This is a genomic window from Terrabacter sp. 05T424 (assembly GCF_056396225.1).
Window position 1 is genome coordinate 213,440 of record NZ_JBFTLB010000004.1, and the last position, 23,217, is coordinate 236,656.

Annotated in this window: 23 protein-coding genes; 5 read left to right on the forward strand and 18 right to left on the reverse strand. The window is 71.9% G+C overall.

Annotated elements, in window-relative coordinates:
• The first annotated feature begins 60 nt into the window (after window positions 1–60).
• On the forward strand, window positions 61–1,389 hold the full coding sequence (locus tag AC1DE0_RS11520) for a glycoside hydrolase family 3 N-terminal domain-containing protein (RefSeq protein WP_478100511.1): 1,329 nt from the start codon (window positions 61–63) through the stop codon (window positions 1,387–1,389).
• Window positions 1,390–1,617: 228 nt separating this feature from the next.
• Here the strand turns inward: AC1DE0_RS11520 and tsaD are convergent, their stop codons facing one another.
• From tsaD to glmS, 9 genes are all read right to left on the reverse strand, one after another.
• Window positions 1,618–2,664 (reverse strand): tRNA (adenosine(37)-N6)-threonylcarbamoyltransferase complex transferase subunit TsaD, encoded by a 1,047-nt coding sequence (tsaD, locus tag AC1DE0_RS11525; RefSeq protein WP_478100513.1) that lies wholly within the window; start codon window positions 2,662–2,664, stop codon window positions 1,618–1,620.
• Window positions 2,661–3,188 carry a ribosomal protein S18-alanine N-acetyltransferase gene (gene rimI, locus AC1DE0_RS11530; protein ID WP_478100515.1) on the reverse strand — a complete coding sequence of 176 codons (528 nt, stop codon included), beginning with the start codon at window positions 3,186–3,188 and terminating at the stop codon, window positions 2,661–2,663. Before rimI ends, tsaD begins: the two co-directional genes overlap by 4 nt.
• Window positions 3,185–3,898, reverse strand: coding sequence for a tRNA (adenosine(37)-N6)-threonylcarbamoyltransferase complex dimerization subunit type 1 TsaB (tsaB, locus tag AC1DE0_RS11535; protein WP_478100517.1), 714 nt, complete (start codon window positions 3,896–3,898; stop codon window positions 3,185–3,187). The genes rimI and tsaB overlap by 4 nt, the downstream gene beginning before the upstream one ends.
• Window positions 3,899–3,955: 57 nt before the next feature.
• Entirely contained in the window at window positions 3,956–4,438 is a 483-nt protein-coding gene (tsaE, locus tag AC1DE0_RS11540; RefSeq protein WP_478100785.1) for a tRNA (adenosine(37)-N6)-threonylcarbamoyltransferase complex ATPase subunit type 1 TsaE, read from the reverse strand.
• A gap of 5 nt (window positions 4,439–4,443) precedes the next feature.
• Entirely contained in the window at window positions 4,444–5,739 is a 1,296-nt protein-coding gene (locus AC1DE0_RS11545) for an alpha/beta fold hydrolase (RefSeq protein ID WP_478100519.1), read from the reverse strand.
• The gene (gene alr, locus AC1DE0_RS11550) at window positions 5,736–7,049 is read right to left on the reverse strand and encodes an alanine racemase (RefSeq protein WP_478100521.1); all 1,314 of its coding nucleotides are present in this window, start codon (window positions 7,047–7,049) and stop codon (window positions 5,736–5,738) included. The genes AC1DE0_RS11545 and alr overlap by 4 nt, the downstream gene beginning before the upstream one ends.
• A gap of 137 nt (window positions 7,050–7,186) precedes the next feature.
• Entirely contained in the window at window positions 7,187–8,710 is a 1,524-nt protein-coding gene (locus tag AC1DE0_RS11555; RefSeq protein WP_478100523.1) for a bifunctional ADP-dependent NAD(P)H-hydrate dehydratase/NAD(P)H-hydrate epimerase, read from the reverse strand.
• The gene (locus AC1DE0_RS11560) at window positions 8,710–9,060 is read right to left on the reverse strand and encodes a holo-ACP synthase (RefSeq protein WP_478100525.1); all 351 of its coding nucleotides are present in this window, start codon (window positions 9,058–9,060) and stop codon (window positions 8,710–8,712) included. The genes AC1DE0_RS11555 and AC1DE0_RS11560 overlap by 1 nt, the downstream gene beginning before the upstream one ends.
• A gap of 1 nt (window position 9,061) precedes the next feature.
• Complete coding sequence (glmS, locus tag AC1DE0_RS11565; protein WP_478100527.1) at window positions 9,062–10,921, reverse strand: glutamine--fructose-6-phosphate transaminase (isomerizing); 1,860 nt, start codon at window positions 10,919–10,921, stop codon at window positions 9,062–9,064.
• 75 nt (window positions 10,922–10,996) lie between these two features.
• Here glmS and coaA point away from each other — a divergent pair, with 75 nt between their 5' ends.
• A complete protein-coding gene (gene coaA / locus AC1DE0_RS11570) occupies window positions 10,997–12,052 on the forward strand; it encodes a type I pantothenate kinase (RefSeq protein ID WP_478100530.1) in 1,056 nt (351 codons plus the stop codon).
• A 96-nt stretch (window positions 12,053–12,148) separates the two neighbouring features.
• Here the strand turns inward: coaA and AC1DE0_RS11575 are convergent, their stop codons facing one another.
• The 6 genes from AC1DE0_RS11575 to AC1DE0_RS11600 form a co-directional block, all read right to left on the reverse strand.
• Window positions 12,149–12,880: an aggregation-promoting factor C-terminal-like domain-containing protein gene (locus AC1DE0_RS11575; RefSeq protein ID WP_478100532.1), complete on the reverse strand. Its 732-nt coding sequence runs from the start codon at window positions 12,878–12,880 to the stop codon at window positions 12,149–12,151.
• Between the two features lie 474 nt (window positions 12,881–13,354).
• On the reverse strand, window positions 13,355–14,770 hold the full coding sequence (locus tag AC1DE0_RS11580) for a PhoH family protein (protein WP_478100534.1): 1,416 nt from the start codon (window positions 14,768–14,770) through the stop codon (window positions 13,355–13,357).
• Between the two features lie 502 nt (window positions 14,771–15,272).
• A complete protein-coding gene (locus tag AC1DE0_RS11585) occupies window positions 15,273–15,638 on the reverse strand; it encodes a hypothetical protein (protein ID WP_478100536.1) in 366 nt (121 codons plus the stop codon).
• Window positions 15,635–16,306 carry a hypothetical protein gene (locus AC1DE0_RS11590; protein WP_478100538.1) on the reverse strand — a complete coding sequence of 224 codons (672 nt, stop codon included), beginning with the start codon at window positions 16,304–16,306 and terminating at the stop codon, window positions 15,635–15,637. The genes AC1DE0_RS11585 and AC1DE0_RS11590 overlap by 4 nt, the downstream gene beginning before the upstream one ends.
• A 126-nt stretch (window positions 16,307–16,432) precedes the next feature.
• Window positions 16,433–17,362, reverse strand: coding sequence for a WXG100 family type VII secretion target (locus tag AC1DE0_RS11595; RefSeq protein WP_478100540.1), 930 nt, complete (start codon window positions 17,360–17,362; stop codon window positions 16,433–16,435).
• Between the two features lie 197 nt (window positions 17,363–17,559).
• Complete coding sequence (locus AC1DE0_RS11600) at window positions 17,560–18,321, reverse strand: isoprenyl transferase (protein WP_442293016.1); 762 nt, start codon at window positions 18,319–18,321, stop codon at window positions 17,560–17,562.
• A 223-nt stretch (window positions 18,322–18,544) separates the two neighbouring features.
• Here AC1DE0_RS11600 and trhA point away from each other — a divergent pair, with 223 nt between their 5' ends.
• Entirely contained in the window at window positions 18,545–19,312 is a 768-nt protein-coding gene (gene trhA, locus AC1DE0_RS11605; RefSeq protein WP_478100542.1) for a PAQR family membrane homeostasis protein TrhA, read from the forward strand.
• Between the two features lie 75 nt (window positions 19,313–19,387).
• On the opposite strand, the gene AC1DE0_RS11610 is transcribed toward trhA, so the two are convergent.
• Window positions 19,388–19,660, reverse strand: a complete 273-nt coding sequence (locus AC1DE0_RS11610; protein WP_478100544.1) for a hypothetical protein — start codon at window positions 19,658–19,660, stop codon at window positions 19,388–19,390.
• Entirely contained in the window at window positions 19,660–20,688 is a 1,029-nt protein-coding gene (gene mca, locus AC1DE0_RS11615) for a mycothiol conjugate amidase Mca (RefSeq protein ID WP_478100546.1), read from the reverse strand. The genes AC1DE0_RS11610 and mca overlap by 1 nt, the downstream gene beginning before the upstream one ends.
• A gap of 172 nt (window positions 20,689–20,860) precedes the next feature.
• Here mca and AC1DE0_RS11620 point away from each other — a divergent pair, with 172 nt between their 5' ends.
• The gene (locus tag AC1DE0_RS11620; protein ID WP_478100549.1) at window positions 20,861–21,232 is read left to right on the forward strand and encodes a DUF4307 domain-containing protein; all 372 of its coding nucleotides are present in this window, start codon (window positions 20,861–20,863) and stop codon (window positions 21,230–21,232) included.
• A gap of 210 nt (window positions 21,233–21,442) precedes the next feature.
• Entirely contained in the window at window positions 21,443–21,928 is a 486-nt protein-coding gene (gene greA / locus AC1DE0_RS11625; RefSeq protein WP_442293006.1) for a transcription elongation factor GreA, read from the forward strand.
• A gap of 271 nt (window positions 21,929–22,199) precedes the next feature.
• On the opposite strand, the gene AC1DE0_RS11630 is transcribed toward greA, so the two are convergent.
• Window positions 22,200–23,189: a hypothetical protein gene (locus AC1DE0_RS11630; protein ID WP_478100551.1), complete on the reverse strand. Its 990-nt coding sequence runs from the start codon at window positions 23,187–23,189 to the stop codon at window positions 22,200–22,202.
• Window positions 23,190–23,217: the final 28 nt, after the last annotated feature.

A 23,217-nucleotide genomic window follows, 5' to 3' on the forward strand; every position in this document is an offset into this window, starting at 1 on the left:
TCTGCCCTCGCCGGGGCACGGGTCGACGGAGCGCAAGGGCCAGCGGGATAGGCTCGGACGATGCGCCCGAGCCACAGCCGACGCCACCTGCCGACGACCCTCAGGAGGCTCGCCGTGGTCGCCGCCGCCGTGTCGTTGGGCGCGGCCTGCTCGTCCGCCCCGAACCCGGGCAGCACGGCTGGTGGGAGCACCTCCGCCGCCCCCAGCAGCCCCACGAATGCGACGCCGTCGACGACCCCGAGCAGCGCCACCACGTCCACCACGGCGCAGACACCCACCCAGACACCGACCCAGACCCCCACCCAGACCCCCACCCAGACCGAGGGTGGCTCCACCTCCTGCGCGCCGCGCATCGTCGCCGGCATGGACGCCGGGGAGCGCGCCGGACAGCTGCTCATGGTCGGCCTCGACAACGGGGCACGTCGGACCAGCCTCGACACGCTCGTCACCAAGCGCCACCTCGGCGGGGTCATCCTGCTCGGCGGCTGGTACGGCGGCGCAGACCGGGCGCGCGCGACGACCCGCCACCTCGCCGGTCTCGCCTCCGAGAAGGCCACGGCCGGTCTCGGGCTGCTCCTCGCCGCCGACCAGGAGGGCGGTCAGGTCCAGCAGCTGCGCGGCGACGGCTTCACGCGTATGCCGTCGGCCCGCGTGCAGAACCAGGGCTCACCCGCCGGGCTCACCGCCGAAGCGACCCGCTGGGCGAACCAGCTGCGCAGCGCAGGCATCAACGTCAACCTCGCGCCGGTCGCCGACACCGTGCCGACGTCGGTCGGCCGGGCCAACGGACCCATCGGGCAGCACGACCGGCAGTTCTCGAGTGACCCCGACCGGGTGGCGCGCATGGTCGGAGCCTTCATCGCTGGCATGCGCGCCGGTGGCGTCGCCTCGACGGTCAAGCACTTCCCCGGCATCGGCCGCATCACGGGCAACACCGACTTCACCGCGAACGGGATCACCGACCGCACGACGACGGTGGACGACCCGTTCCTCGAGCCGTTCCGCACCGGCATCCAGGACGGTGTCGAGCTCGTCATGGTCGGCTCTGCCATCTACAGCCGCATCGACCCCGGCACGAACGCCACCTTCTCCAAGCCCATCGTCACCGACCTGCTGCGCGGGCGGCTCTCCTACGACGGGGTCGTCATCACCGACGACGTCGGCGCGGCCAAGGCGCTCGCCTCGGTGCCGGTCGCCCAGAGAGCCATCCGCTTCATCCAGGCCGGTGGCGACATCACACTGACCGCCCGTCCCTCGACCGTCCCGGCGATGTACGACGCGATCACGCGCAAGATGGCCGCCGACCCGGCCTTCGCGAAGCTCGTCGAGGCCGCCACCGTGAGGGTCGTCGACCTCAAGCTGCGCCGCGGCCTGGCCAACTGCGCCTGACGGGCGACCCACCGACCGCCACTGCCCCAGGCCTCCCGCGCGAGACGCCGCCGTATGCCGTCTTGTGGCGGTCCGTCGGCAGCTGAGGAGGGCGCGCGGGGGCCCGAGCGGCATCGGCAGCCGGCTCACGGCATACGCAAGGAAGCAGGTGCTGGGAGGACCGGCTGACGCTCCACGCCGAGGGCGTCCGCGCGCCCGACGAAGCCAGCCACGCGGGCCTGAAGAGACCTACGCCTGGACGAGCGTGACCGGCATCGACGAGTCGGTGGGCAGCCCGAGGTCGCTCGGCTCGCGCCCCTTCGCCACCATCTGCGCCCCGAGCGCGGCGACCATCGCGCCGTTGTCGGTGCACAGCCCTGGGCGCGGCACGCGCAAGGTCACACCGGCCTTGGTGCAGCGCTCCTCGGCGAGGGCGCGCAGCCGGGAGTTCGCGGCGACGCCGCCACCGATGAGCAGGTGGTCGACGTCGTTCTCCTTGCACGCCAACAGGGCCTTGCGGGTGAGCACGTCGACCACGGCCTCCTGGAAGCTCGCGGCGACGTCGGCGACCGGCACGGTCTCGCCCGCCCGTTGGCGCGTCTCGACCCAGCGAGCGACCGCGGTCTTGAGCCCCGAGAAGGAGAAGTCGAACCGGTGCCGTTCCATGTCACGCCCGGTGGTGAGGCCTCGCGGGAAGTCGATGGCGATCCGGTTGCCCTCTCGGGCGGCCCGGTCGACGTGCGGCCCGCCGGGGAAGGGCAGCCCGAGCACGCGCGCGACCTTGTCGAAGGCCTCACCGGCGGCGTCGTCCATCGTCGAGCCGAGCGAGCGGACGTCGTTGGTCACGTCGGGCACGAGCAGCAGCGACGAGTGGCCACCGGAGACGAGCATCGCCATCGTCGGCTCGGGCAGCGGGCCGTGCTCGACGATGTCGACGGCGACGTGCGAGGCGAGGTGGTTGACGCCGTAGATGGGCTTGCCGAGGGCGAGCGCGAGCGCCTTGGCGGACGCGACCCCGACGAGCAGCGCACCGGCGAGCCCCGGGCCCGACGTCACGGAGATCGCGTCGAGGTCGCGCAGCTGCACGCCTGCCTCGCGGCAGGCGCGCTCGATGGTCGGGATCATCGCCTCGAGGTGCGCGCGACTCGCGACCTCCGGCACGACGCCGCCGAAGCGGGCGTGCTCGTCGACGCTGCTGGCCACCGTGTCGACGAGCAGCGTCTGGCCGCGCACGATGCCGACACCCGTCTCGTCGCAGGACGTCTCGATGCCGAGGACGAGGGGCTCGTCGCTCATGCGTCTCCCTTCGTGACGAGGAGGCGCATGACGAGCGCGTCCACGTTGCCTGGTTGGTAGTAGCGGCGGCGCACCGAGATGACCTCGAAGCCGGCCCGGTCGTAGAGCCGGCGCGCTGCGTCGTTGTCGGCCCGCACCTCGAGCAGCACCGCCTCGACGCCGCGGGCGACCGCCCGGCGGACGAGCTCGTCGAGCAGCAGGCGCCCGGTGCCGCGGCCCTGCCCACCCGGCGCGGTGGCAACCGTCATGACGTCGGCCACGTCGCCCGAGACGTCCAGGCCGGCATACCCGGTGATGCTCCCGTCGGGGGCGACCGCAACGACGTAGTCGCGTCGTGGGCGACCCGCGAGCTCGTTCCACCACGTCGCCTCGGACCACGCGTCGTCGGCGAACAGCTCCTGCTCGAGCTCCGCCAGGCGGGCCAGGTCGGTCCACTCGAGGTCGCGCAGGCTCACGTACGGCGGGGAGGCGGCGACCGGGTCCGCGCCGCTCGGGGTCGCTGGGTCTGTCGTCCCCACGGTCATCCGAGCGTCGACTTCTTCGACGGCGGCGCGGGCGCGGCGTCGGGGCGGCGCAGGTAGAGCGGCTCGAGGCCGTCGAAGCCGTGGCCGGGGTCGACCCACTGGAGCACGTCCTCGGGGCCGGCGACGGCCGACCCGAGCCGTCGAACGGCGAGCTCGGCCAGGGCTCCCCCGCTGACGTCTAGCGGCCCGAAAGCATGCGGCAGGGCGCCGGCGTAGAGGGAGGGACCACGGCCGGCGCACGGCAGGGCACGAAGCTCGAGCGGCAGGTCCGTCGCCCGCGCCACCACGGGGTCGGCGGTGCGGACCGCGCCGTCGTCACCGAGGGCGTACGCGGCGGCATACACCTCCTTGCGGCGGGCGTCGGTGGCCACGAGCAGGTCGCCGCGCCGGCCGTCGACCCAGGCCTGGTGGGCGAGGGCGTCGAGGCTCGTCAGCCCACGCACGGGAAGCCCGAGCGCGAAGGCGAAGGTGCGGCCGGTGACGATGCCGACGCGCAGGCCCGTGAACGGGCCGGGCCCGATGCCGACGACGACGTCGGTCACGTCCTCGGGCGTTGCACCGGCCGAGGCGAGAGCGGCACGGATGCCGGGCGCGAGGTGCTCGGCGTGCGCTCGCGCATCGAGGGTCGTCTCCTCCGCGACCACCGACGAGCCGTCGTGCAGCCCGACCGTGATGGCCGTCGTGGACGTGTCGATCGCGAGCAGGAGCACGTCGGTCAGGCTATCCGAGCCGCCGCGGCGCGCTCGACGCCGGCGCGGTCGGACGCGTCAGGTCTCGGGGGCGAGCTCGTCGAGGACGGCGTCCCAGCGGGGGCCGACGCCGGTGAGCTCGACCGTGCGCTCGTCGGCACCCGTGATCGTCAGCTCGAGCCGCGTGTCGCTGAGCTGCTCGGCGAGGCCGGCACCCCACTCGACGACGGTGACGCTGGCGTCGAGGTCGGCGTCGAGGTCGAGGTCGTCGAGCTCGAGCGCGCTGCCGAGGCGGTACGCGTCGACGTGCACGAGCTCGGGTCCGCCGACGAGTGACGGGTGCACCCTGGCGATGACGAACGTCGGCGACGTGATGGGCCCGCGCACGCCGAGCCCCTCGGCGATCGCCTGGGTCAGGGTGGTCTTGCCCGCGCCGAGGTCACCCGTGAGCACGAGCACGTCGCCGCCCTTCAGCAGGGCTCCGAGCCGCCGGCCGAAGTCGTGGGTCTTCTCGACCGAGGCCCAGCGGATCTCCCGCCGCGTGCTCGCAGAACCGCCCACGGGGTTCACGCCCCCTTGCTGCGGGCCCGCTTGGCGCGCGGCGTCTTGGCGCGCGGCGTCTTGGCGCGGGGAGTCTTGGCGCGGCCGCTGCGCAGGAGGTCGGCCGCCTCCTTCTCGAGGCGCTCTTGGCGACGGTTCTTCGCCACGTCGGTGACGATGCGGCGCACGCGCGGCTGCTGCGAGACCTCGATCTGCTCGGCTCGGGCGCGGGTGGCCTGGTCGACGAGCTGGATGAGGTGGGCGTTCAGCAGGTCGGGGTGCTCGAGCATGATGACGTGCCCGGCGTCGTTGACGACAATGTGCTCGGCGCCCGGGATGCCCTCGACGATGAGCTCGCTGTGCGACGGCGGCGTGAGGATGTCCTCGCGACCGTTGAAGACGAGCACGACCGCGTTGCGGAACTCGCCGAGGGCGGGTCGCTTGTCGAAGCCGTCGAACGTCTGGAGGTAGTCGTTGACGACGTCGAGCGGCGTGCCGAGCAGGATGTCGGCCGTGTAGCGCACGACCGAGCGCGGCACCGGCGACGCGAACGAGTTCTGCTCGACCATGAAGTGCTCGATGTCGCGCCCGACACGCCGGATCCGTGTGAACAGGTCAGGCCGGTGGCTCAGCGGCCCGAGCACCCCGGGTCCGAGGCGCTCGAGCATGAGGCGCCCGAGCGTGGCCACACGACCACCGTTGGCGAGCATGATGCCGCCGGGGCTCGTGGCGACGAAGGCCGCCCCGGTGACCCGTTCGAGCACGAGCTTGGGGTCCTGCTCGCCGAGGGCCAGCATGGTCATGCCACCCATCGAGTGCCCGACGAGCACGAGGTCTCCCTCAGGCGCCAGCTCGGCGATGACGGCCCGGAGGTCCTGGCCCACCCGGTCGATGGTGTAGCTGTCTTGCTCGCCGCGGGCGGACCGTCCGTGACCGCGCTGGTCCCACGAGACGACGCGGTAGCCCGCCTCCTTGAGCGCCCGACGCTGGTAGACCCAGCATCGCAGGCTCAGGCAGTAGCCGTGGGTCAGCACGACCGTGGGCAGCTCGTCGGTGGTGCCGTCGCGGGTCGGACCGTCGGCGGCCCGCGCTGCTGCCTCGGGCGTCGGCAGGTCGATCTCGACGTGCAGGGCCACGCCGTCGTCGGTGAGGACGACGTGCTCCTCGTCGGGCCGGATGTCGAGCAGCTCGGGGGTCTCGAGGGCCGCCATTGCGGCCCTGTGCTTGCCTGCCCGGTCGGCGGCGATGCCGGCAGCCACACCCGCGGCGACACCCAGGGTCGCCGCGGCGATGCCGATCACCGGGTTGCGGCGCGGGCTCATGCGCGGCTCGCGTCGGCGGCCGCGCCGTCCGAGCTGTTCGAGCTGGCCGAGCTGTCCAAGCTGGGCGAGCTGCCCGCGCTGTCGGTGCCGGGCGCGTCGCCGACGAGGAGCCGCGGCACGCGCGCCCCGAGCCGGGTCACGATCTCGTAGCTGATGGTGTCGGTGGCGTCGGCCCAGTCCTGCGCCGTCGGCTCGCCCGGCGCCCCGCCGAAGAGGGTGACGACGTCGCCGGCCTGCGCCGACGAGCCGGGGCCGAGGTCGACGACGAGCTGGTCCATGCAGACCCGCCCGGCGACGGTCGTGCGGCGCCCGTCGACGAGCAGCGGCCCGACATTGGTCGCGTTGCGCGGGATGCCGTCGGCGTAGCCCGCCGGCACGAGCCCGAGCACGGTGTCGACCTCGGGGACGTACGCGTGGCCGTAGCTGACGCCCTGCCCCGCGGGCAGCGCCTTGACGAGGGCGAGCCGGGCGCGCAGCGTCATGACCGGGCGCAGCCCGAAGTCGTCGTCGACCTGCGGCACCGGGGTGAGGCCGTACATGGCGATGCCGGGCCGCACGAGGTCGCTGTGGGCCGAGGGGTGCACGAGGGTCGCGGCGGAGTTGGCGAGGTGGCGCACCTCGGGCCGTAGGCCGGCCTGCTCGGCCTCCGCGACCGCCTCGTAGAACCGCTCCTGCTGGGCGAGCACGGTCGGGTGCTCGGGCGAGTCCGCGTGGGCGAAGTGGGTCCAGATGCCGACGACGCTGACACTGCCCTCGGCCTCGAGGCGCCGAGCGTGGGCCACGAGGGTGCCCCAGTCGGCGCCGTAGGCGCCACCGCGCCCCAGACCGGTGTCGACCTTGAGGTGCACGCGCGCGGTGCGCCCGAGCGCGGCGGCCGCGGCGGCGATCTCGTCGAGCACCCACGGAGCCGATGCCGACAGGTCGATGTCGCGACCGACCGCGCCGGCGAAGTCAGACCCCGGGACGCTGAGCCAGGTCAGCAGCCGGGCGGTAAGCCCGGCGTCGCGCAGCGCGAACGCCTCGGCGAACTGGGCTGCGCCGAGCCACGTCGCGCCGCCTCGCAGCGCCGCTCGGGCCACCGGCAGGAGCCCGTGGCCGTACGCGTCGGCCTTGACGACCGCCATGAACTCAGACCCGGGCGCGAGCGCGCGGAGGGTGCGCACGTTGGCCTCGAGGGCCGTGAGGTCGATCTCGGCCCACACAGTGAGCCCGCGGGTGTCCGGCACGCGTGAGGCGGCGTCGACCGTCCCCTCGGTGGGCACGGCGGCACGCTCCGCGTCGACGGCGTCGACGGCGTCGATCTGGCTCATGGGTGAAGTCTCGCAGTTCGTGGTGTGGGTCGATGGACGGGGCTGGACGGGGCTGGACGGCATGCGACGACGTGTTCTTTCGATGGGGTCGTTCAATCGAGAGAACGCTCCGTCGCCGGGGTTCGATCCCGAACGGCTCACCCCGGCGCGGACCGTCCTCGCGCGAGCAGGTCCCGCACCGCCGGGCGTATGCCGTGGGCGACCGCGAGCGCCCGCAGCGGGCCACCGCCGGAGGCGCGGTCCGCGGCGACGCCGTGCACGAGCGCTCCGAGGGAGGCCGCGTCGTGCGGCGGGAGACCCGCGGCGAGCAGGGTGCCCACGACGCCGGACAGGACGTCACCGGCACCGGCCGTGGCCAGCCACGTCGGGGCGTCGGCCTGGGCGCGTACGGCCTCGCCGTCGGTCACGACGAGCGTCGTGGACCCCTTGAGCAGGACGGTGGCACCGGTCACGTCGGCCAGCCGGCGGGCGTGCGCGAGCGGGTCGGCCTTGACGTCCTCGGTCGTCACTGCGGCGCTCGAGGACTCCAGGCGCGTCAGGAGGCGGGCCAGCTCGCCGGCGTGCGGGGTGAGGACGGTGGGTGCCTCGCGACGGCCGCCCGAGAGCTCGACGAGGTCGAGGCCGCCGGCATCGACGACGACCGGCAGGTCGGAGGCGAGCGCGGCGCGGGCGGCGTCGAGCTGCGTGCGCGCGTGGTCGTCGTCGGCTCCGGCGTCGAGACCGGGTCCGACGGCCCAGGCCTGGACGCGCCCGTCGCCCACGACCGCCTCGGGCACGGCGTGGTGCACGAGGCCGACGGGAGTGGGTGTGCCGACGTAGCGGATCATCCCGACTCCAGCCTCGGCCGCGGCCGTCGTGCACAGCACCGCTGCCCCGGGGTAGGCCTCGCTGCCGGCGACGACGCCCAGCACGCCTCGGGAGTACTTGTCGTCGGAGGCCTGCGGCACGGGCCAGAGGGTCGCGACGTCGTCCCAGGTCAGGCGCTCGACGGCAGCCGGGACGTCGTCGAACGGGACGCCGATGTCGACCACGGTGAGCACGCCGGTCGCGCCCTCCCCCGCGGGGAGCAGGTGGGCCGGCTTCGGGGTGCCGAACGTGACGGTCTCGTCGGCCCAGACGGCGTCGTCCTCGCCGGCGCCCCCGGCCGGGTCGAGCCCGCTGGCGACATCGACGGCGATGACCCACGCGTCGTCGTCGATGGCGTCGACGAGCCGGGCAGCGTCGGGGCGCAGGCCAGGGCGTCCGCCGATGCCGGCGATGCCGTCGAGCACCAGGTCGGCCCCGGCGACGACGTCGGCCGCGTGGTCGAGCGCGTCCATGTCGCGTGAGTCCCCGGGCACCACGTGGACCACGACGCCGGCCGCCTCGGCGGCCGAGAGCCCGGCCGCGTGGACCCCGTCGCGACCTGACGACGCGAGCAGCACCACCGCGGCGGCGTAGCCGGCCTCGGCGAGGTGTGCGACGGCATACAGGGTGTCGCCGCCGTTGTCGCCGCCGCCGACGAGGCCGACGACCGTCGTGCCCTCGGTGTCGGACAGGCGCGCCGCGGCGACCTCGGCCAGCCCGAGGGCGGCGCGCGCCATGAGCGTGCCCTCGGGGACGGCGGCCATGGCGGCTGCCTCGGCAGCGCGCACGGCCTCGATGGAATGGGCGCGGATCATCAACCCTCCGCGATGACGACGGCCGACGCGATGCCCGCGTCGTGCGACATGGACAGGTGGAAGGAGTCGACCCCGAGAGTGGTGGCGCGGGCGCGCACGGTGCCCCCGATCTCGAGCGACGGCTGTCCGTCGGCGTTGGTGACGATCCGCGCATCGGTCCACTCCATGCCGCCCGGGGCCCCGAGCGACTTGGCAAGGGCCTCCTTGGCGGCGAACCGCGCCGCGAGCGAGGCGATGCCGAGCCCGCGCTCCTCGACGGTGAAGAGCCGCTCACGCAGCGCCGGCGCGCGCCTGAGGGTCTCCTCGAAGCGCGCGATGTCGACGACGTCGATGCCGACCCCGACGATCACGTCACTCGACCGTGACCGACTTGGCGAGGTTGCGCGGCTGGTCGACGTCGAGGCCCTTGGCGGTCGAGAGCCACAGCGCGAAGACCTGGAGCGGCACGACCGTGAGCAGCGGCGCGAGCAGCGGCGAGGTGGCAGGCACCCGGATGACCTCGTCGGCGAACGGCTCGACGGACTCGTCGCCCTCCTCCGCGATGACGAGGGTGCGGGCACCGCGGGCACGGATCTCCTGGATGTTGGAGACGACCTTGCCGTGCAGGCCGTGCTCGCTCGTCGGCGACGGCACGACGACGAAGACCGGCTGGCCCGGCTCGATGAGCGCGATCGGACCGTGCTTGAGCTCGCCCGCGGCAAAGCCCTCGGCGTGGATGTACGCGAGCTCCTTGAGCTTGAGGGCGCCCTCCATGGCGATGGGATAGCCGACGTGGCGGCCGAGGAAGAGGACCGAGCGCGTGTCGGCCATGAACTTCGCGATCTCCTTGACGCGGCCCATCTGGCCGAGCAGCGTCTCGATCTTGGCCGGGACCTGCCCGAGCTCCTTCATGACCGCGGCCGCGTCGTCGGCGAACGAGCCGCCGCGCAGCTGGGCCAGGTAGAGGCCGAGCACGTAGCACGCGGTGATCTGGGCGAGGAACGCCTTCGTCGAGGCGACCGCGATCTCGGGGCCGGCGTGCGTGTAGAGCACGGCGTCGGACTCGCGAGGGATGGTCGAGCCGTGCGTGTTGCACACCGAGACGGTCAGGGCACCGAGCTCGCGCGCGTGCTTGACGGCCATCAGGGTGTCCATCGTCTCGCCCGACTGGCTGATCGACACGACGAGCGTGCGCTCGTTGACGATCGGGTCGCAGTAGCGGAACTCGTGCGCGAGAGCGACCTCGACGGGGATGCGCGTCCAGTGCTCGATGGCGTACTTGGCGGTCATGCCGGCATACGCGGCGGTGCCGCAGGCGACGATGGTGATGCGGTCGACGGCCTTGAGCTGCTCCTCGGAGATGTTCATCTCGTCGAGCACGAGCCGGCCGTCGATGTCGGTGCGACCGAGGAGGGTGTCGGCGACCGCGTGCGGCTGGTCGTTGATCTCCTTCTCCATGAACGTCGCGTAGCCGCCCTTCTCGGCGGCCGCAGCGTCCCAGGTGACCTCGTACGCCTTGCCCTCGGCGGGCGTGCCGTCGAAGTTCACGACCGTGGCGCCGTCGGGCGTGATCGTGACGATCTGGTCCTGGGCGAGCTCGAGGGCGTGCCGGGTGTGGCCGATGAACGCCGCGACGTCGGAGCCGAGGTAGTTGGCGTCGTCGCCGAGGCCGACGACGAGCGGGCTGTTGCGGCGGGCGCCCACGACGACGTCGGGCTGGTCGGCGTGGATCGCGAGGAGTGTGAAGGCCCCCTCGAGGTCGGCGACGACGGTGCGCATGGCGGCCGTCAGGTCGTGCTCACGCTCGTAAGCCGCGGCGAGCAGGTGCGCCACGACCTCGGTGTCGGTCTCGCTCGTGAAGTCGACGCCGTCGGCCAGCAGCCCCTTCTTGAGGCTGTGGAAGTTCTCGATGATGCCGTTGTGGATGAGGGCGAGCTTGCCGTCCTTGCCACCGCGGTGGGGGTGGGCGTTCTCGTCGGTGGGGCCGCCGTGCGTGGCCCAGCGGGTGTGCCCGATGCCCGTGGTCGAGGCGGGCAGCGGGTCGGCCTCGAGCTCGGCGGTGAGGTTGGCGAGCTTGCCGGACTTCTTGCGGGTCTCGACGTGGTCGCCGTCGAGCAGGGCCACACCGGCGGAGTCGTAGCCGCGGTACTCGAGACGGGCCAGGCCTTCCATGACGACGTCGAGCGCCGTGCCGTCGTTCGACCGGCCGACGTATCCCACGATTCCACACATGAGGTCCAGCCTAGGGGAACCCCGAGGGTGCCGCGTTCGGGGCCGAGGCCGCCGGGAGTGCCATCGTCCGACACAATGGCGGACGTGGCGGAACGCGTGTCGGAGGCGAAGAGCAGCGGTGGCGCGACCCCCGGCGCGGCCGGCGGGACCGGCGGCAACGGCGGCAACGGCGGCAACGGGTCGGGCGGCAACGGGTCGATCCCGTCGCCGTACGTCGAGTTCGACCGGGCGGCCTGGTCACGACTGCGCGAGAACCAGCCGCTCAACCTCGACGACGCCGACCTCGCCCGGCTGCGCGGTCTCGGCGACCGGGTCGACCTCAACGAGGTCGAGGAGGTCTACCTCCCGCTGTCGCGCCTGCTCAACTTCTACGTCGGCGCCACCCGGCAGCTGCACCAGGTGACGAGCGACTTTCTCGGAGAGCGGCCGGCCAAGACCCCGTTCGTCATCGGCGTCGCCGGATCGGTGGCTGTCGGCAAGTCGACGACCGCCCGCATCCTGCGCGAGATGCTCGCCCGTTGGCCCGACACCCCGCGGGTCGCCCTCGTCACCACCGACGGCTTCCTCTTCCCCAACGCCGAGCTCGAGCGGCGCGGGCTGCTCCAGCGCAAGGGCTTCCCCGAGTCCTACGACCGGCGGGCGCTGCTGCGCTTCGTCGCCGAGATCAAGTCGGGCCGGGCCGAGGTCACCGCACCGGTCTACTCGCACCTGACCTACGACATCGTGCCCGGCGAGCGCATCGTCGTGCGCCAGCCCGACGTGCTCATCGTCGAGGGCCTCAACGTGCTCCAGGCCCCCGAGGTGCACCCCGTGCGTGGCACCGGCCTCGCGGTCAGCGACTTCTTCGACTTCTCCGTCTACGTCGACGCGTGGGTCGACGACGTGCGCAAGTGGTACGTCGACCGCTTCCTGCGCCTGCGCGAGACGGCGTTCTCCGACCCCGACTCGTACTTCCACCGGTATGCCGTGCTGTCCGACGAGGAGGCCGTGGCCACGGCCAACCGCATCTGGCGCGAGATCAACGGCCCCAACCTCGTCGAGAACATCCTGCCCACCCGGTCACGGGCAAGCCTGGTGCTCTCGAAGGGCGACAACCACGAGGTGCGCCGGGTGCGGCTCCGCAAGATCTGAGTCTCGCCCGCCTCGCATCCGGGCGCAGACGCAGGTATGCCGTGTGGCCGGCCCCCGCTGGGAGCCGGCCACACGGCATACGTCATCTGTTGTCGCTCAGTACCAGTGCGGCGACCGCGCCTGCCAGGTGGACCACGCGTTGCAGGGGTTGCCGTAGGACATCTTGATGTACCACATGCCCCACTTCATCTGCGTGATCGGGTTGGTGCGCCAGTCGGAGCCCACGGTCGCCATCTTGCGGCCGGGCAGCGCCTGCACGATGCCGTAGGCGCCCGAGCTCGGGTTCTCGGCGTTCCAGCGCCAGTCGCTCTCACCCGTCCAGAGGTTGACGAGGCAGTTGTACTGCGAGTCGCTCGTCCAACCCTGGTCGGCCATGAGGACTCGCGCGGCGGCCTTGGGGTCGCTCTTCGCGTTGGCGATGGCGCTCTGTCGCTCGCGCTCGCGCTCCGCCTTCGCGGCGGCCTCGCGGGCCTGCTCGGCCGCCTTGGCGGCCTCCTTCTTCTGCTTGGCCTCGAGCTCCTTGGCGGTGCGCAGGCCGGTCGCGGCGATCGCCGTGCGGCGCTCGTTGCGCGAGACGGACGCGGCGGCGCGGTAGGTCGTGTCGACGGTCGCGGCGCGGGCCAGCTCGTCGGTCTGGGCTGCGACGCCCGAGCCGACGACGAACGCCGCCGCATCGGTGCCGATGAGGTTCGTGGCCTTGGCGTATGCGAAACCTGAAGCGCCGAGGCCGAGGGCGAGGGCCCCGGCCAGGATCGGGCGGCCGCGGTGGCGCTTGCGCTGCGGGATCGCCTCGTGGCGGCTCCGGCGCGAGGCGACCGTCTGGGTCACCGGGCCCTGCTTCAGCGCCTGGGTCGCCACGGCCTGCGGCGCCCGCGGGACAACGGAGCCGGAGGGGGTGGGACTGCCGGGCCGGCTCGCACGCGCCGAAGGGGTGGCGCGCTGCGTGCTGGGAGCGGTTGAGGGAGCCGGTGCGTTGCGGTGCCGGCCTTCATACCGTGCCATGAACGTGTGTCACGCCTTCCTGGGTTCTCGGGGTCAGTGCTCGACGCAAGGCGCGGGACGGCCGCTGGCCGTCCCGGGACTGGTCGTGTGGGAGGGGATCACCGGTCCGCCAGCGCTCACCCCCCGCAGCGAGCGTTACCGATCCGAGATCTTTCGAAGTGCAACGGTGCCAGCGGTGGGCACCGAGATCAAGTTCGGCCCTAACCGTAATGGGTGGTTGGTGCCTTTTGTGGCCATGTCCCGAAACACGGCGCCCCCCGAAACCGTGCTCGGAGGGCGCCGTGCGTGACGTGACTCAGGTCACACCTCGAGACCCTCCAACATGTCCGTGACGAGGGCCGCGATCGGGCTGCGCTCGCTTCGCGTCAGCGTGACGTGGGCGAACAGCGGGTGGCCCTTGAGCTTCTCGATGACGGCCGCGACGCCGTCGTGCCGCCCGACCCGCAGGTTGTCGCGCTGGGCGACGTCGTGGGTGAGCACGACCTTGGAGTTCTGCCCGATGCGGGAGAGCACGGTGAGGAGCACGTTGCGCTCGAGCGACTGCGCCTCGTCGACGATGACGAACGCGTCGTGCAGCGACCGGCCGCGGATGTGGGTCAGGGGCAGCACCTCGAGCAGCCCGCGGTCCATCACCTCCTCGACGACCTCGGTGGAGACGAGCGCACTCAGGGTGTCGAAGACCGCCTGGCCCCACGGGTTCATCTTCTCGGCCTCGGTGCCGGGCAGGTAGCCGAGCTCCTGGCCACCGACCGCGAAGAGCGGGCGGAAGACGAGGACCTTGCGCTGGATGCGCCGCTCCATGACCGACTCGAGGCCCGCGCACAGCGCGAGGGCGGACTTGCCGGTGCCGGCCCGGCCGCCGAGGCTGACGATGCCGACGTCGGGGTCGAGCAGCAGGTCGAGGGCGATGCGCTGCTCAGCGCTGCGGCCGTGCAGGCCGAAGGCGTCGCGGTCGCCGCGGACCAGCCGGATCTGCTTGTCGGCGCCGACCCGCCCCAGACCGCTTCCCCGCGGCGAGAGCAGGACGAGACCGGTGTGGCACGGCAGCTCGGCGGCGCCGGCGTGCTCGACGCGGCCCCGGTCGTAGAGCTGGTCGAGCTCCTCGGTCGTGACCTCGAGCTCCTGCAGACCGGTCCAGCCGGAGTCGACTCCCTGCTCGTGGCGGTACTCCTCGGCCTCGAGACCGCAGGCCGACGCCTTGACGCGCATCGGGAGGTCCTTGGACACGACGGTGACGTCGCAGCCCTCGTTGGCCAGGTTGCGGGCCACGGCGAGGATGCGGGTGTCGTTGTCGCCGAGCCGGAAGCCGGCAGGCAGCGCGGACGGGTCGGTGTGGTTCAGCTCGACGCGCAGCGTGCCGCCGTCGTCACCGACGCCGACGGGCTTGTCGAGCCGGCCCTCGCTGACGCGCAGGTCGTCGAGCAGACGCAGGGCCTGGCGGGCGAAGTAGCCGAGCTCGGGGTGGTGCCGCTTGCCCTCGAGCTCGGTGACGACGACCACCGGCAGCACGACCTCGTGCTCGGCGAAACGGAGCATCGCCCGCGGGTCGGACAGCAGCACCGACGTGTCGAGCACGTACGTCTTGTGCTCGGGCACGCGTTCGTCTGCCGTGGTTGTCGTGGACGTTCGTGTGGTGGCGCGAGTGGAGGCCGCGGCCGGCTTGGTGGTCGTGCTGCTGGCGAGGTCCGACGTGACCTGACGGGTCGTACGTGCCATGTGCCACTCCCTACGCGGCGCGCTCAGCGCGCCTGATCGCTCCCGAGATGCCGGGCGGCCACCAGAGGGTGGCGTCGTGCCCGGCCCTCCGTCCTGAGCGATCGCTCCATGGGTGGGCCTCCTGGCAACGTCCGGCGGGTGCCGGCCGTTGGGACGACGGTACGACCCGGATCGGACAGTGACGCGCATTCAACGTCGTTGCGCCGTCGTGTCGCCGGGAAGTTCACATCCCGGCAACGCGAGCGTCGACGAGAGGTCCGCCGAGAGGCCTTGACCCCGTCGAGCGCGAAGTCCCCGACGCGGTTCCGGACGTCCGAAGTGGGCACTCGTCAAGGACGGACGGACCCCACACGATCGAGTGCCCAGTTCCCGACGTGGTTCCGCGCGTCAGAAAGTGGGCACTCGTCAAGGACAGACGGACCCCACACGATCGAGTGCCCAGTTCCCGACGCAGTTCAGGGCGTGGAGAACTGGGCACTCGACAGGGGACGGGAGCGGCGGGTCAGGCCCAGGGCGAGCGCCCCATGACGCGGACGTGCTCGCGCTTCCACCGCCAGCGGACGGCCGCGATGGCCATGCCGATGACACCGAGCACGCCGAAGATCCCGAGGATGAGGTAGGCGACGCCCATCGCGCCCTCGGCCCCCTGGTCGGCGCCCTTCTTGACCTGGAGGAAGAAGATCACCCCGAGCACGGTGAGCGCGAGGAAGAAGACGAACATCAGTGCGGGCTCGCGGATCTTCAGGGTGAGCAGGCCGCGCTCCTGGCTCACGTACGCGAACGGCTCCTTGGGGGGCGTCGGCTCACCCGCGCGTGGGGCTGCGGACGCCTGCGGCGAGCTGTCGGGCTGCTGTGCGGGGGTGCTCATGCGTTGACCGCCTCGGTGTAGAGCTGCTCGACCGCGCCCTGCAGGCCGTTCGCGTCGACGACGCCACCCGTGCCGGTGCCCGGGCCGGCGACGTCGGCGAGCGCCTCGAAGCCCTCGCCCGAGCGACGGATCGCCAGGTTGCTCGTGCCGTCGAGGGTCTGCACCTCGAGGAAGACGCCGGCCTGCGGGTTGGCGGCGAACCGCTCGCGAACGAGGTCGGTCACGAGCGCACCGGTGCCGCCGTCCTGCTGGCCGAGGCGGATGAACCACGACGCGAGCTGCCTCGGCTGCATGAGCGCGATGACGCTGTCGGACTCGAGCAGGATGGCGAAGTCGGCCTGGCTGACGTTCTCGCCGACGAGGCCGATGCGGGTCCAGCGGGTCGCGGCGCCGACGGCGTACTCGACGAGCGCGGCGTTGGAGCGGGACTCGTGGTTGCCGTCGTCGGTCACAGCCAGCCACCCGCGGGAGGCGAGGCTCGAGGCCCCGGCCAGCAGCGCGGCGTCGTCGGCGGCCCGCGGGTCGAGCATGAGCAGCTGTCGCGAACGCTCTCCGCTGGGGGTCTCGTGGCGGGCCATGAGGTAGGCGAGCTCGGCGGCTCCGAGGCCGAAGACCTCCTCGGGCAGCTCGAAGCCCTCGAGCGGGGTGCCCTTCATCGGGTCAGCCATGGTTCTCCTCTGTCGATACGCAGTCGTTCACGGTCGGTCGCGGTGGGTCGGTCCACGGTGTCACGTCGTCGGTCCAACGATGCCGGTCACCCCGGGGTTTCGCCTCCCGGGGCGTCCACGCACCGGTCAGAAGGGCCATACCTTGTCGGCGACGTCGCTGATCGCGTCGCCCGCGTCGGAGGCGAAGTCGCCCACGGCGTCGACGGCGTCACCCGTGAAGTCGGTGATGGTGTCCCAGTTGTCGTAGACGAGCTGGCCGACCGCCATGCCGCCGGCCGCGATGCCGCAGACGACGTCGACGGGGGGCGGCGTCATCAGGGCGGCGGCGCCGAGCCCGGTCATCACGCTGTCGTAGCCGGCCCGGCCGTAGTTGCCCTCGGAGATGTCGTTGGCGACGGTGAAGCCACCGAACGCGACACCGATCGGGCCCAGCGCCTTGCCGACGGTTCCCAGGGTGCGCGCGAGGGCACCACCTTCGGCCAGTGAGGGCAGGAAGCGGGAGAGGGTGCTCCAGTTCTTCGGCGCCAGCGCCTCACCGAACTCGGCGAGGCGACCGGTCTTCCACGCGTTCTTGAGGTTGGCGAAGACGCCGGTCGCGCTGTCCCAGGTGCCGAGGTTGGACAGGAAGTTCTTGATCTTCATGCCGGTGCCGAGCAGGCCGACGGCGGTGCCGATGCCCTTGATCGGTGTCCACAGCGACTTGAGGAGGTCGTAGCCGGGGATGCCGCTGTTGTCGCCGCCGCGACCGGACCCGCCGGGGCCGCCCCCGGGGCCCGAGCCGCCCTGCCCGCTCGTGGTGTCCTGCGCGCCGGCGTTGCGGCGCAGGGCCTCAGCGAGCTTGCCGAGGTCGGTGCCGAACTGGGTCAGCTGGGCCTCGATCGGCGGCCAACGGTTCATCAGGTGGTCGAGGTCGCCGCCGCCCCACTGCCCCTTGAGCGCGTGGACAGCCCGGCTGGCCTCACCTTTGAGGCTCTCGCACTCGCGGGCGTGGCCCGTGATGCGCTCGGCCGACGCGCGCAGCGCCACCGGGTCGGCGCCCTTCTTGTAGATCGCCATGTTCCGCTGCTCCCCTGACGTCGTCGCCGTGCCGTCTCGTGTTCATGCCACGGGCCGTATGCCGTATGCCGTGTGCCGTGCCGTATGCCGTGTGTCCCCGGCGAGTCTCCGGCCGGCTACCCGAAACCTACGCAACGGAGGCGAAGCCGGACAATGGGGAGCACTCCCCACCCCACCCGGCTGTGCCCCGGCGGGGGTCAGCCGCCGAAGCGGCGGTGCCGGCCGGCATACGCCCGGAGCGCCCGCAGGAAGTCGACGTGGCGGAAGTCGGGCCAGTACGCCTCGCAGAAGTAGAACTCGGAGGTGGCGCTCTGCCAGAGCAGGAAGCCGCCGAGGCGCTGCTCGCCGGAGGTGCGGATGACGAGATCGGGGTCGGGCTGACCCTTGGTGTAGAGGTGCCCGGCGATGTCGTCGGCGGTCAGGCCGGCGGCGATCTGCTCGATGGACTCGCCGGCCGCGGCCCGCTCGAGCAGCAGGTCGCGCACCGCGTCGGCGATCTCGCGGCGGCCGCCGTAGCCGACGGCGACGTTGACCGTCATGCCGTCGACGTCCTTGGTGCGCCGGGCCGAGTCCCTGAGGCTGTCGGCGGTCTCGCGCGGGAGCAGGTCACGCGCGCCGACGATCTTCAGGTGCCAGTTCCCGGTGTCGGCGAGGTCGGCCACGGCCGTCTCGATGATCTTGAGGAGCGGCGCCAGCTCCTCCTCGGGGCGACGCAGGTTGTCGGTCGAGAGCAACCAGAGGGTGACGTACTCGACGCCGGCCTCGCGGCACCACTCGAGCAGCTCCTCGATCTTGTCGGCGCCCGCCTGGTGCCCGCTGGCCGTGCCGGCCCCGCGGGCCCGGGCCCAGCGCCGGTTGCCGTCGAGCATGACGGCCACGTGACGAGGGAGGGACTCCTTGGGCAGATCCTTGAGGACCCGGCGTTCGTACGCGCCGTAGACCACATCGCGCCACCCCACGGGGGCCTCCTCGTCGACTCGATCGTCCTCGCCCACAGGTCGCGACCCGGGCGGGCCGCCGTCCCACCGTACCCTTCAGGCCGCCGGCGATCCCGGTGGTCGGCGGGCCGCCGCGGGTGGGTCCCGTGAGGCGGATGTGGAGGTTGTGTGCCCTCGCCACTGATGGCGACGTCACAGAACCTACGCACCCGTAACCTACGGTTGCGTAGGTTACACTCGGGCCATGAGCCCCCTTCCCGAGCGGAACGACGAGAAGCCACGCGAGGACTCCTTCGCGGACGCCCTCGTGCAGTCCGGCGAGCCTCGTGAGGAGCAGGCGAGCGGACCCGTCGCCGAGCTCGTCGCCATCGTCAAGCCCCGCCTGCGCGGCTGGCTGCACCTCGGCATGTTCCCCGTCGCCCTGCTCGGCGGTCTCGTGCTGGTGCTGCTCTCCGACCCGGGCGCCGTGCGCGCCGCCTCGATCGTGTTCACGGTCAGCGCAGCCCTGCTCTTCGGTGTCTCTGCGGTCTACCACCGCGGCACGTGGGGGCCGAGGATGTCGGGCCTGCTCAAGCGGTTCGACCACTCGAACATCTACCTCATCATCGCCGGCACCTACACGCCCTTCGCGGTGACGCTGCTGTCGGCCGACCAGGCCCGGCTGCTGCTGACGGTCATCTGGGGTGCCGCGATCGGCGGCGTCCTGTTCCGCGTCTTCTGGGTCGGGGCGCCACGCTGGCTCTACACCGCCCTCTACCTCGCCCTGGGCTGGACGGCCGTGTTCTACGTCGTGCCGTTCTGGCGCGAGGGCGGTCCGCTCATCGGCACCCTGATCGGCCTCGGTGGGCTGATGTACACCGCGGGCGGCATCGTCTACGGCACGAAGCGGCCCAACCCTTGGCCGAAGTGGTTCGGCTTCCACGAGGTGTTCCACGCGTTCACGCTCGGCGGGTTCGCGACACACTTCGCGGCTGTGGTCCTCGCCGTGATCGGCTACCAGGCAGCCACCTGAGCCACCCTCCTCTCCCGATCGAGAGAACAGTCCGTCACGCAATCGTGTGACGGACTGTTCTTTCGATTGGGGGGTTCAGTCGCTGTGTGGCTGCGGCCGGCCGTCCTCGGGAGCGTCGCTCGCTGTCCCGCGCTCGACGGGCGCGTCGCGCGTGGGGTCTGGCTCCACGTCCTGCCTCACGCCGTCCGCCTCGGCGCGGGCCGTGGCCTCGTCGCGGTCGCGGTAGGCCATCCGGCGCAGCCGGTTGTTCATGTTGCGCACGAGCAGCCACAGCGAGATCGCGAGCACGAAGAAGGCGATGAAGCCCCAGATGCCGGGGCCGACCGGGAGGTTGCCGCCACTACCCATCAGGCATCCGCCTTCTCGTCGTCGTCATCGGTGTGCGTGTCGGAGCTGTCGCCGTGCGTGTGCGCGGCCGCCTCGGGCCCCTGCTCGGGCTCCGGCTCGTCGGGAAGCCGGCCGTCGTGGACGATCTCGAGGTCGCCACGGGTCGCGAGGGCGTCGGCCTCGGCCGGCGTGCCCAGGCCGGCGAACAGGTCGTCCTCCCCGTCGACCACCGGGACGTACGACAGCGCGGCCTCGAACTCCTCGACACCCCAGACCCGCTTCTGGATCTCGAGCGGCACCTGGAACCAGAACCCGTCGGGGTCGACCTGCGTCGCGTGCGCCATGAGCGCCCGGTCACGGGTCTCGAAGAAGTCGCCGCACGGGATCGTCGTGGTCGGACGCCCGGACCGGCGCGGCTTCCAGTTGGCCAGCCACTCGGCATACGGGCTCTCGAGGCCCTCGGCGAGCATCGCCTCGTGGATCGCCTCGAGGCGGTCCTTGGACCAGCCGCCGTTGTAGTAGATCTTGAGCGGCTGCCAAGGCTCGCCGGCGTGCGGGTAGCGGCTCGGGTCGCCCGCCGCCTCGAACGCGGCCATCGACACCGTGTGGCACATGATGTGGTCGGGGTGCGGGTAGCCACCCTTCTCGTCGTACGTCGTCATGACGTGCGGGCGCCAGGCGCGGATGACGCGGACGAGCGCCTCGGTGGTCACGTCGATGTCCTCGAGGCCGAAGCAGCCGTCGGGCAGCGGCGGCAGGGGGTCACCCTCCGGCAGGCCGGAGTCGACGAAGCCGAGCCAGGTGTGCTCGCAGCCGAGCACCTCCTGCGCCGCCTTCATCTCGTCACGCCGCACCTGCGCGATGTCGCGCAGGATGTGCGGGTCGTCCTTGAGCTTCTCGTTGAGGATGTCGCCGCGCTCGCCCCCGGTGCACGAGACGACCATGACGGACGTCCCGGCGGCGACGTACCTCGCCGTCGTCGCGGCGCCCTTGCTCGACTCGTCGTCGGGGTGCGCGTGCACCGCCATCAACCGCATGCCCTCGGCCACGTGGCTCCCTGTTCGTCGATCATCGGTGGGAAGGCGCGAAGCAGCTCGTGACCGCCCGCGCTCGGGCCCATGCGTCGTGCCGTGCCGGCATACGAGAGACTGGACCCGCCTGCCATCCTCTCACTCTCCCCCGCGGCTCCCGACGCCCGGGCTTCGACCGCCAGGACTTCGTATGCCGTCCCGCACGACCCTGCCCCGCCCCGCTCCCGGCCAGCTGAAGTGGTGGGTCATCGGCACCGTCGGCATCCTCGCCGGCGTCGCCCTCGCCATCTGGTTCGGGCTCTCGGCCACGCTCGGGCAGCCGAGCTGGCAGACGCTCGGCTACAAGGTCATCAGCGACCAGCAGGTGCGCGTCGACTTCGAGGTCTACCGACCCGGCGGCACGGCCCTGACCTGCACGGTCGAGGCTCTGGCCCGCGACTTCTCGCCGGTCGGCACGAGCAGCGTACGGGTACCTGCGAGCGCAGACGAGACCACGCGCCTGTCGGCGACGCTGCGCACCACCTCTCGAGCCGTGACCGGACAGGTGCGCACCTGCTCCTGAGCGGACCCGCTGCCCGGCTCGGTGCCCACGAATACGCCGTGAACTGCGCTTTTGCCGTTCACTTTGTTATCCTGAATGCTTCATACAAGGGTCCGGACCCGTCGCCGACCGGCACATCGAGTCGGTGACACCACGGTTCGGTCCCTTTCTTTTTGTGTAGGCGCCCACGCGAGCACCGCGTGGGCGCTCTTCAATCGAGGAGTGACAACAGTGACCGACACTGCCGCTGGCTTCCTGACCCAGGAGGCCTACGACCGCCTCAAGGCGGAGCTCGACCAGCTGACGGGCGAAGGTCGCATCGAGATCGCGCGCAAGATCGAAGAAGCCCGCGAGGAGGGCGACCTCAAGGAGAACGGCGGCTACCACGCCGCCCGCGAGGAGCAGGGCAAGATGGAGGCCCGCATCCGCCAGCTCACCGAGCTGCTCCACAACGCGACGATCGGCGAGACGCCCCCCGACGACGGCGTCGTCGAGCCCGGCATGCTCGTGACGGTCGAGATCTTCGGCGACGAGGAGACCTTCCTGCTCGGCAACCGCGAGATCGCCGACGGCTCCGACCTGCAGGTCTTCTCTGAGAAGTCCGCCATGGGCGCTGCCATCAACGGCAAGAGCGTCGGCGACAGCACGAGCTACGAGGCCCCCAACGGTAAGACGATCGACGTCAAGATCATCGCGGCCAAGCCCTACACCGGCTGAGCCGAGCCCTACGCCTGTCGAAACGGGCCGGGTCCACCTCCGATCTGGGGGCGGGACCCGGCCCGTTCGTCGTGTCCCCCTCCCCCACCTCAACCGTCGAAAGGCCAAACTTTGCGGCTTCTCACCCGTCGAGAGGCCAAAGTTCGCGGCTCCTCAACCCTCGAGAGGCCAAAGTTCGCGGCTCCTCAACCCTCGAAAGGCCAAAGTTCGCGGCTCCTCAACCCTGGAGAGGCCAAAGTTCGCGGCGCGCCGACGGGCGATCGACTCTTGGTCAGGATCGGCGGCGACGCGGTCTGGCGAACTGGGCCGGCGCGAAGAACTGTGGCGCCGAGCCGAAGACGTCGAGCAGATGGGGATTCACGGCCAGATGCCCAGCCAGCTCGCGCAGCCTGGCAGCTCGGGCACCGGCCTCGAACACGTCTGCTGCAATGATCGGGACGACGACCCAGTCCCCGTGCTGGAGCCTGTCGCGCCTCTGACCATCCGAGGCCCGGTCACGCCGGCGGGAGTGGAACTCGACGCCCATGTACTCGCCGACCACACGCTCCTCCTCCCAGACGAGGTCGCCACAACCAAGCCACCGTCCGGCGCGGTCGAGGAGGTCGACGTTGTGCCGTGGTTCCGGCAGCCCGGCACGAACGACCATGAGTCGGCTGCGCGTCTCCATCGGCGACCAGGCGCCGAGACGGATCCTGGGGACGGCATACGTCAGCGTCACCTTGCCCCGCGGCCGGACGCGGCGCTCGATGGCGCGGGTCAGGGGCAGTGTCCCGCCAATGATGTTCGCGACAGCGTCACCCGCCACGATGAGGTCGTCGAGTCCCACGGGCTTCCCGGGACCGACGTATTCACCGAGATCGACCCACGAGTCCGCGGGCGCGACCACCGGCACGCCGTGCACCTGCAGGACGTCACGGGTCTCAAGGCCCCTGTGCCCAACAACCTCCCCCCGACGAACGCGGTTGGCCTCGGTGCGGGTGACGATGTGGAGGCAGGGGTCCTCCTCCAGGGCCAGAGGCACCGGAATACCGAGCAGTCGAGCAGCCGTGGCATGCGCGAACGCGAAGTCGCCCGGGCAGGCCACCGCGAAGGCCCGAGCCCTCTCGATGAGTGTCATCGGCAGGCCGGTCGTGCGCACCCCGGGCGTGGGTGTCCACAGGTCTACTGCGCGCAGCCGAGTCGCTGTGACGCCGCGCTCGAGTGCTTCGCGGGTGCGGAAAGGACGACTCTGCAGGTCGAGCGGCAACGGCGCGGGCTCCATGACCGCGACAGTGCTCGCATCCGAGAGC

Excerpts from the sequence above, each read along its gene's own strand:
- AC1DE0_RS11520 (WP_478100511.1), top strand. The coding sequence starts at position 61 with ATGCGCCCGAGCCACAGCCGACGCCACCTGCCGACGACCCTCAGGAGG.
- tsaD (WP_478100513.1), bottom strand. The coding sequence starts at position 2,664 with ATGAGCGACGAGCCCCTCGTCCTCGGCATCGAGACGTCCTGCGACGAG.
- rimI (WP_478100515.1), bottom strand. The coding sequence starts at position 3,188 with ATGACCGTGGGGACGACAGACCCAGCGACCCCGAGCGGCGCGGACCCG.
- AC1DE0_RS11545 (WP_478100519.1), bottom strand. The coding sequence starts at position 5,739 with ATGAGCCCGCGCCGCAACCCGGTGATCGGCATCGCCGCGGCGACCCTG.
- alr (WP_478100521.1), bottom strand. The coding sequence starts at position 7,049 with ATGAGCCAGATCGACGCCGTCGACGCCGTCGACGCGGAGCGTGCCGCC.
- AC1DE0_RS11555 (WP_478100523.1), bottom strand. The coding sequence starts at position 8,710 with ATGATCCGCGCCCATTCCATCGAGGCCGTGCGCGCTGCCGAGGCAGCC.
- glmS (WP_478100527.1), bottom strand. The coding sequence starts at position 10,921 with ATGTGTGGAATCGTGGGATACGTCGGCCGGTCGAACGACGGCACGGCG.
- coaA (WP_478100530.1), top strand. The coding sequence starts at position 10,997 with ATGGCGGACGTGGCGGAACGCGTGTCGGAGGCGAAGAGCAGCGGTGGC.
- AC1DE0_RS11580 (WP_478100534.1), bottom strand. The coding sequence starts at position 14,770 with ATGGCACGTACGACCCGTCAGGTCACGTCGGACCTCGCCAGCAGCACG.
- AC1DE0_RS11585 (WP_478100536.1), bottom strand. The coding sequence starts at position 15,638 with ATGAGCACCCCCGCACAGCAGCCCGACAGCTCGCCGCAGGCGTCCGCA.
- AC1DE0_RS11590 (WP_478100538.1), bottom strand. The coding sequence starts at position 16,306 with ATGGCTGACCCGATGAAGGGCACCCCGCTCGAGGGCTTCGAGCTGCCC.
- AC1DE0_RS11595 (WP_478100540.1), bottom strand. The coding sequence starts at position 17,362 with ATGGCGATCTACAAGAAGGGCGCCGACCCGGTGGCGCTGCGCGCGTCG.
- trhA (WP_478100542.1), top strand. The coding sequence starts at position 18,545 with ATGAGCCCCCTTCCCGAGCGGAACGACGAGAAGCCACGCGAGGACTCC.
- AC1DE0_RS11610 (WP_478100544.1), bottom strand. The coding sequence starts at position 19,660 with ATGGGTAGTGGCGGCAACCTCCCGGTCGGCCCCGGCATCTGGGGCTTC.
- AC1DE0_RS11620 (WP_478100549.1), top strand. The coding sequence starts at position 20,861 with ATGCCGTCCCGCACGACCCTGCCCCGCCCCGCTCCCGGCCAGCTGAAG.
- AC1DE0_RS11630 (WP_478100551.1), bottom strand. The coding sequence starts at position 23,189 with ATGGAGCCCGCGCCGTTGCCGCTCGACCTGCAGAGTCGTCCTTTCCGC.